Below are 8,399 nucleotides of genomic sequence, written 5' to 3'. Positions count from 1 at the left end.
TCACGCCCCCATGAAAAAGCCCCGCACTGGCGGGGCTTTTTCATGGGGGCTGCGACTTATTTCTTCACGCCGAGCTTCTTCAGCTCTTCGTCCCGCAGCTCGCGGCGCAGGATCTTGCCGACGTTGGTGGTCGGCAGGGCATCGCGGAACTCCACGGCCTTGGGCACCTTGTAGCCGGTGACATTGGCGCGCATATGTTCCATCACCTGCTCCTTGGTCAAGGTGACCCCTGGCTTGGCGACGATGAAGATCTTGATGGTCTCGCCGGACTTCTCGTCCGGTACGCCGATCGCCGCGCACTGCAGGACGCCCGGCAGGGAAGCCAGTACGTCTTCCAGCTCGTTGGGGTACACGTTGAAACCCGAGACCAGGATCATGTCCTTCTTGCGGTCGACGATGCGGATATAGCCGTCCGGCTGAATCAGGGCGATGTCACCGGTCTTCAACCAGCCTTCGCTGAGGACTTCGTCAGTGGCGTCCTGACGCTGCCAGTAGCCCTTCATCACCTGCGGGCCCTTCACACACAATTCACCCACTTCCCCCAGGGGCAGCTCGTCGCCGGCGTCGTTGATCACCCGACACAGGGTCGAAGGCACCGGAATGCCGATGGTGCCAATCTGGATGTTCTGGATCGGGTTGACCGTAGCCACCGGACTGGTCTCGGTCATGCCATAGCCTTCACAGATCGGGCAATTGGTGACCGATTTCCAACGCTCGGCGGCCGCCAGTTGCAGGGCCATGCCCCCGGACAGCGTGACTTTGAGCGCGGAAAAATCCAGCTTGCGGAACGCTTCGTTGTTGCACAGGGCAACGAACAAAGTGTTGAGACCGACAAAACCGCTGAACTTCCACTTCGACAGCTCCTTGACCATTGCCGGCAAGTCCCGCGGGTTGCTGATCAGGATGTTGTGGTTGCCCATGAGCATGATGGCCATGCAATGGAAGGTGAACGCATAGATGTGGTACAGCGGCAGCGGAGTGATGAGGATCTCGCAACCTTCATTGAGGTTGGAGCCCATCAGCGCCTTGCACTGCAGCATGTTGGCCACCAGATTGCGGTGGGTCAGCATCGCGCCCTTGGCCACGCCGGTGGTGCCGCCGGTGTATTGCAGTACCGCCACGTCGCCGCTGGCAGGGTTGGCTTCCTGTACTGGCTGGCCGTGGCCCTTGCTCAGCACGTCATTGAACTTGATGGCCTGGGGCAAGTGATAAGCCGGCACCATCTTCTTCACGTACTTGACCACACTGTTGATCAGCACACGCTTGAAGGTGGGCAAAAGGTCCGCCACTTCGGTGACGATCACGTGCTTGACCCCGGTTTTGGGGACCACGGTCTCTGCCAGGTGGGCCATGTTGGCCAGGCAAACCAGGGCCTTGGCTCCGGAGTCGTTGAACTGGTGCTCCATCTCCCGCGCGGTGTACAGCGGGTTGGTGTTGACCACGATCAGGCCGGCGCGGATAGCACCGAATACCGCAATCGGGTACTGCAGCAGGTTGGGCAATTGCAGGGCGATTCGATCGCCAGGCTGCAAATCGGTATGCTGTTGCAGGTACGCGGCAAAGGCCCCGGACAGTTCGTACAGCTCACCGTAAGTGATTGTCTTGCCGAGGTTGCTAAAGGCCGGTTTGTTAGCGAAACGTTGGCAGGATTGCTTCAACACCGCCTGAATATTCGGATACTCGTCAGGATTGATATCGGCAGCAATCCCAGCTGGGTACTTATCCTTCCAAAAGTCTTCGATCATGGAAGCCCACTCCTCAGCAACGCGAATTCATCACCGCATTTGATGCGATTATTATTTGTCTGTGTTTTTTATTGGTGTCTATTGTTGGTGAGTCTGGCTTTTACTTAGGCCGAGAAGTCACAAAGCGCGCCGAGAGTAGCAGCTTTGGAAAAGGCCGCCTAGAGCCAAAGAAGGCCTGAATAGTCACATAAATGACTCAAGACAATTCAATAGTCACTTTTAGAGTAAAAATTCTACAACCGTGAATTCCGCTCTGGCACGGGGTTTTGCGCCCCCGGAATGCAGCGCGGGCAAGCCCGTTGAGCCAACAGGCTTGCCCGCGATGTAGAAAGCCAGCGATCAGGCGATGTCGCGCAGCTCGCGACGCAGGATCTTGCCCACAGGTGTCATCGGCAGAGACTCACGCAGGACGATGTGTTTCGGCACTTTGTAACCCGTGAAATTCTCCTTGCAGTAGGCCTTGAGCTCTTCAAGGCTGACCCCCGCCTCACGAGGCACCACAAACAGCTTCACCGCCTCGCCGGAACGCTCGTCCGGCACACCGATCACCGCGCAGTTGGCCACCTTGGGATGAGCCATGACCACATCCTCGATCTCGTTGGGGTACACGTTGAAACCCGAGACAATGATCATGTCCTTCTTGCGATCGACGATGCGCACGAAACCATCGGGATCGATCACCGCAATATCGCCGGACTTGAACCAACCCTCGACATCCAGCACTTCGGCCGTGGCTTCCGGCTTGTTCCAGTAGCCCTTCATGATCTGCGGCCCCTTGATGCACAGCTCGCCACGCTCGCCCAACGGCAGTTCGACGCCCTGATCATCGATGATTTTCAAGGTGGTACCCGGCACCGGCAGGCCCACGGTGCCCAGCCGCGAGCGGTCGCCATAGGGGTTGGTACAGGCCACCGGCGAGGTTTCGGTCAGGCCGTAGCCTTCGGTGATCCGGCAGCCGGTGAGTTTCTGCCAGCGTTCGGCGGTGGCCTTGACCAGGGCCGTGCCGCCGGAGTTGGTGAGTTTGAGATTGGAAAAATCCAGGTTCTTGAACTCCGGGTGATCCATCAGCGCCACGAACAGCGTGTTGAGCCCCAGCAAAGCGGAAAAACGCCAGTTCTTCAGCTCCTTGATAAAGGCGCCGATATCCCGCGGGTTGCTGATCAGCACGTTGTGGTTGCCCGTGACCATCATGCACATGCAGTTCGCGGTGAAGGCATAGATGTGGTACAGCGGCAGCGGCGCGATCATCACCTCCTGCCCTTCACGCCACTGGGTATGACCGTCGGGCCCGTGCTGGCCGAGGCAGGCCCGGGCCTGCTGCATGTTGGCCACCAGGTTGCCGTGGGTCAGCATCGCGCCCTTGGCCAGGCCGGTGGTACCGCCGGTGTACTGCAGCACGGCGACATCATCGAGCCCCACCTGCAGCGGCTTGATCCCCTGGCCACGCCCCAGGCGCAGGGCACTCTTGAAGGAAATGGCCTGCGGCAGGTGATAGGCCGGGACCATCTTCTTGATCTTGTCCACCACCGTGTTGACCAACCAGCCCTTGGCGGTGGGCATCAGGTCGCCCATCTTGGCCTCGATCAGGAACTGGATATCGGTATCCCCCAGGACTTCCTGGACCTTCTGCCCAAAGACATTCAGGTAGACCAGGGCCCGGGCTCCTGAATCCTTGAACTGATGGCGCATCTCACGGGCGGTGTACAGCGGGTTGGTGTTGACCACCACCAGACCGGCCCGTAGGGCACCGAAGACCGCGATCGGGTACTGCAGGACGTTGGGCATCTGCACCGCAATACGATCCCCCGGTACCAGATCGGTATGGCTTTGCAGATAACCGGCAAAGGCCGCGCTGTAGCGTTCCAGCTCGGCGTAGGTCAGGGTCACTCCCATATTGCTGAAGGCCGGGCGATCGGCAAATTTCTTGCAGGAACGCTCAAACACCTCGATCACCGACTTGTAGGCCCCCAGGTCAATCTCGTTGGGGACGCCGGCGGGGCGCTTATCATTCCAGAAATCAGGTTGCATTATTCTTGTCCTCTTATTACCTGAACGGTCCGGGCCGCCTCTGTAACGCTATCAGCGGCGGGGCTCCTCGGACGTTAGCAGCTATGGCGATTCAGGCAAATATGCGCAAGTGTGTCATTAATTTTGTGAATCTTGCTTCCAACAGGCCTGCGAATCAGACGCACACGCGGCGATACGCTATAAAGTGCAGCGTCTTCGTGCAAAGGAATCGCCATGACCCACGACACGTTCTGGTTGACCACGAGTGATCACCAACGCCTCTTCGTCAACCTATGGCTGCCCGAGAGCCCGCTCAAGGCAGTGATCCTGCTGTCCCACGGCATGGCCGAGCACAGCGAGCGCTATGCCCGCCTGGCCGCGTCCCTGTGCGCCGAGGGTTATGGAATCTATGCCCCGGATCAGCGCGGCCACGGTAAATCCGCGGAACACGGGGTCCTCGGCCACTACGCGGACCAGGATGGCTGGAACAAGGTGGTCGGCGACCTGGCCAGTCTCAACCAGCACATCGGCCAGCAACACCCCGGCACGCCCATCGTACTGTTGGGCCACAGCATGGGCAGCTACATCGCCCAGGCCTACCTGCAACATCACAGCGCCAGCCTCCACGGGGCGATTCTCAGCGGCTCGAACTTCCAGCCGGTGGCCCTGTACCGCGCCGCCAACCTGATCGCGCGGTTCGAACGCTGGCGCCAGGGCGGCCAGGGACGCAGCGCACTGATCGAGTGGCTGTCGTTCGGCTCCTTCAACAAGGCCTTCAAGCCCAACCGCACCGCCTTCGACTGGCTCAGCCGCGATCCGGCGGAAGTCGACAAGTACCTGAATGACCCGCTGTGCGGCTATCGCTGCACCAACCAGCTGTGGATAGACCTGCTGGGCGGCCTGCAGCAAATCAGCAAGATTTCCAATCTGGCGCAGATCGATCCCGGCCTGCCATTGTTGGTCATGGGCGGAGAATGTGATCCGGTGAGCGATGGCAAGCGTCTCAAGGATCTGGCCAACGCATTGCGTGAGGCCGGCAGCCAGTGCCTGCAACTCAATATCTACCCGCAGGCACGTCATGAGCTGTTCAACGAAAGCAACCGTGATCAAGTGACCCACGACGTACTGGCCTGGCTGGACCAAGCGCTGCAACACCGCCGGCCACCCCGGTCGGAGTAAGCGACGGCGCGGTCAGTGCGCTCATTTACCTGTCAGAGGATTTCAGCAACATGACCCAGGTTACCAACACCCCTTACGAAGCCCTGGAAGTCGGTCAGACCGCCCAGTACAGCAAGACCGTCGAGGAGCGTGACATCCAGCTGTTCGCCGCCGTGTCCGGCGATCACAACCCGGTGCACCTGGATCCCGAGTTCGCCGCCACCACCATGTTCAAGGAACGCATTGCCCACGGTATGTTCAGTGGTGCACTGATCAGCGCCGCCGTGGCCTGCGAACTGCCCGGGCCGGGCACCATCTACATCGGCCAGCAGATGAGCTTCCAGAAGCCGGTGAAGATTGGCGATACCCTGACCGTGCGCCTGGAAATCCTCGAGAAACTGCCGAAATTCCGCGTGCGCATCGCCACCCGCGTATTCAACCAGCGCGACGAGCTGGTAGTGGACGGCGAAGCCGAGATCCTCGCCCCACGCAAGCAACAGACCGTGACCCTGCCGACCCTGCCGGCCATCACCATCGGCTGAACCCTGCCCCACGTGTCCCGTAGGAGTCGGTTTGCCGGCGCAGGCTTTCCTCGCGTCATGGCTTGCCAGTGCATTCGCCGGCAAGCCGGCTCCTACCGTTTGCTGCCCTCCTCGACCTGCACGCTGGCGGTCATCCCCGCGCTCAGGTTGATGCCTTCAGGCACCTTGTCCAGCTTGATCCGCACCGGGATCCGCTGGGCCAGGCGCACCCAGTTGAAGGTCGGCTCCACTTCCGCCAGCAGTTGCCTGTCAGGGGTGGCGTTACGGTCGGTGATCCCCCGGCTGATGCTTTCCACATGGCCCTGCAGGGCATCGCCGGCACTCATCAGCCAGACCTTTACCGAGTCGCCGACCTGGATTCGCGGCAGCTTGGTTTCCTCGAAATAAGCCTGGACGTAGAAGGTCGAATCATCGATCAGCGCCATCACCGGCTGCCCGGCATTGACGTAGTTGCCCTCGGCCAGGCGCAGGTTGGTGATATGCCCGTTACGGGGGGCGTGCACCTGGCTGCGGGCCAGGTTGAGCTCCGCGACCTTGGCCTCGGCCTGGGCCTGACGCAGTTCGCCCCGGGCAATGCCGGCGTTGATCTGGGCGTTCTCGCGCAGCTCGGCACTGATGGCCTGGGGACCAAGGGCCGCACGGCGACTGGCCTCGTGCTCGCGCAGACTCAATTGCTGCTGACGGGTCTGAACCACGGCCTGGGCCTTTTCCAGGGCCGCCTCGAAGCGGTCGCGGTCGATGCTCAGCAACAAGTCTCCGGCCTTCACCTGCTGGTTGTCCGCCACCTTGAGCTCGCGCACCCAGCCGGATACGTCCGGGGCCACGATCACCACATCGGCGCGAATCCGCGCATCCCGGGTCCAGGGCGTCAGCATGTAGTACTGCCACAGGTGGTAACCGGCGAAGATCGCCACCGCCACCAGGCACAGGGTAAACACGACACGTACGGGTGTACGCATAATCAACTCCTTATAAAGGTCCCAGGACCACAGTGATCACCGTCAATACACAGACGTACAGGGCACAATCGAACAGGGCTTCATGCCAGATCCAGCGCCCCAGCCCGGTGACCCGCACCAGCACCCGCAGGACGCCGGTGACCACCAGCGCCAGCACCACGTAAATCAGAAACGGGCTGAGCAGCACCCCGCCCAACGACCACTCACGCAGCCCCATGACTTTCCTCCTGCTGCCGGCACCAACTGCGCCAGCTGTTTTGCAATTGCAGCACCGCGCCCTTGGCCAGTTTCAGCGCGTCACTGGGTGGCTGCCGGTCCAAAGCGTCGAGCAACGCCACACTGGGCTCCACCAGGGCTTCCTGGCGACGACCGGCCGGGCCTTGTTCGAGGATGCGTTGCAACTGCTCGAAATACTCCCGTTGCGCCGCACTCACCGGCACCTGGGCCACCGCCAGGCTCAGGCGCAGGTGCATCAGTTCATCGCCTATGTCCAGGCCCAACAGGCCATCGTCCCAACGACTGCGGGCCGGCTCCGGCAACTCCGGGTAATGCCGGGCCAGTTGCAGCAAGCGATCGGCCATGCGCCCGCCGAACCAGCTTTCCGCGCCCCGCAGGTTGCGCCGGGTCAAACGCACCAGATCACTCAGGGTCGCCGCCAGCAGGCGCCGGCCGTGCCAGGCCGGGTTACGCAGGATCAACAGGTGGAAAGCCAGTACCGCGGCGCCCACCCCCAGCACCATGGCCTGGGCATTATTGAAGAAGCTGGCGACATCGAAACTCATGCGGTTCATCGGCGAAATCAACACGATGAAATGCAGGCAGAACGAAGTGGCAGTGGCGCCGATCTGGGGCTTGGCCATGCCCAGGGCACCGAAGAACAGCGGCACGCCCAGGGCCATGGCCAACATCGCAAAGCCGCTCCATTGAGGCAGGAGGATCTGCCCCACCAGGAACGCCGCAGGAATCGCCAGGAAGATTCCGCGCATGAAGCTCATGCCAATCTGCGCGCCGTTCTCACGACTGGCGAACAGGCTGCACACCACGCACGTCAGGAGCATGGCCCCGGAGGCGGCAGGCCAGGCAGTGGCCAGCCAGAAACTGGCCACCGTGAGGAACGCCAAGGCACTGCGGGCACCGAATACCAGGGCCAGCGACAGATCACGGTGGGGAGTCAGGGTGGCCGGTTGCTCCACCGGCGCTCGCCCCTCCTGCACCGCGTCCAGGGCATGGGTTGCCGCCAGGGCGGTATCTAGCAACAAAGCAAAACGCGCCAGGCAAAAGCTCTGCGCCGGACTGATCTGAAGATCATGGGAAGCCTCCTGCAAGCGTGGACGCAGGGCTTGCAGGCCAGCCTTGTCGGCCGCCGCCAGGGCTTCCTGAACCTGATCCATCCAGGGCAGCAGTTGCCGGGCTTCGTCGGCGTCCAGTTGTTTCCACTGGCGCCGCACCGAACGGGAAATCCGCAACAGCATCAGCAGCTTCTGGCTCAGGCCACTGATGGCCCGGGCGCGCTGGCGCCCCAAAGGGCCTTCGAACCAGGCGTGTTCGCGCTGGGAATCCACGGCGACGATGCGCCCGAGAATTTCCAGCAGGCCCTTGCGTGCCAGGGCATCGCCGGCCAGGGTCGCGCGGGCCGCCTGCATGCCGCTCTGCCAGGCGCTGCGGGCCTGATCGGCCAGTTGGCGCTCGACCCGCATCGGCCAGATCAGGGCACTGCTGGCAGTGGCGCAGATGATCCCCAGGGAGATCTCCGTGCAACGGGCCACTGCCTGATCGAACACCCCCAAAGGATGACTGATGGCAGGCAAGGCAATGATCGCCACGGTGTAGCCGGCCAGCACGAAGGAGTAGGACCAGGCACTGCGCAACAGGGTGGAACTGGCGGTGCACACGCCCAGCCACAATGCCAGGGCCAGCAGGAACAACCAGGGAGTCTGAGCGAACAGCCCCATGAACAGCACCGACATAATCGTGCCAACCAGGGTTCC

7 protein-coding genes are annotated in these 8,399 nt (G+C 61.7%); 2 read left to right on the top strand and 5 right to left on the bottom strand.

What is annotated here, in order from left to right; all coding sequences use genetic code 11:
- Window positions 1-56 precede the first annotated feature (56 nt).
- Window positions 57-1,745, bottom strand: a complete 1,689-nt coding sequence (gene fadD1 / locus BLX41_RS19400) for a long-chain-fatty-acid--CoA ligase FadD1 (RefSeq protein WP_123726188.1) — start codon at window positions 1,743-1,745, stop codon at window positions 57-59.
- A gap of 339 nt (window positions 1,746-2,084) precedes the next feature.
- Window positions 2,085-3,773 carry a long-chain-fatty-acid--CoA ligase FadD2 gene (gene fadD2 / locus BLX41_RS19395; protein ID WP_123726187.1) on the bottom strand — a complete coding sequence of 563 codons (1,689 nt, stop codon included), beginning with the start codon at window positions 3,771-3,773 and terminating at the stop codon, window positions 2,085-2,087.
- Window positions 3,774-3,986: 213 nt separating this feature from the next.
- Here fadD2 and BLX41_RS19390 point away from each other — a divergent pair, with 213 nt between their 5' ends.
- A complete protein-coding gene (locus tag BLX41_RS19390; protein ID WP_123726186.1) occupies window positions 3,987-4,931 on the top strand; it encodes an alpha/beta hydrolase in 945 nt (314 codons plus the stop codon).
- 50 nt (window positions 4,932-4,981) lie between these two features.
- Entirely contained in the window at window positions 4,982-5,452 is a 471-nt protein-coding gene (locus tag BLX41_RS19385) for a MaoC family dehydratase (protein ID WP_123726185.1), read from the top strand.
- Window positions 5,453-5,544: 92 nt separating this feature from the next.
- Here BLX41_RS19385 and BLX41_RS19380 read toward each other — a convergent pair whose 3' ends face one another.
- The 3 genes from BLX41_RS19380 to BLX41_RS19370 all read right to left on the bottom strand — a co-directional run.
- Window positions 5,545-6,411, bottom strand: coding sequence for an efflux RND transporter periplasmic adaptor subunit (locus BLX41_RS19380; protein ID WP_123726184.1), 867 nt, complete (start codon window positions 6,409-6,411; stop codon window positions 5,545-5,547).
- A 10-nt stretch (window positions 6,412-6,421) separates the two neighbouring features.
- Entirely contained in the window at window positions 6,422-6,628 is a 207-nt protein-coding gene (locus BLX41_RS19375) for a DUF1656 domain-containing protein (protein WP_102860611.1), read from the bottom strand.
- The coding region (locus BLX41_RS19370; RefSeq protein ID WP_259745014.1) for an FUSC family protein at window positions 6,615-8,399 on the bottom strand (1,785 nt) is incomplete at its 5' end. The genes BLX41_RS19375 and BLX41_RS19370, both read right to left, overlap by 14 nt.

It is taken from the genome of Pseudomonas protegens, from assembly GCF_003732485.1.
Taxonomy (GTDB): Bacteria; Pseudomonadota; Gammaproteobacteria; order Pseudomonadales; family Pseudomonadaceae; genus Aquipseudomonas; species Aquipseudomonas protegens_B.
Note: the sequence above shows the minus strand (reverse complement) of the source record. Positions and strands in the feature narration are given on the sequence as shown.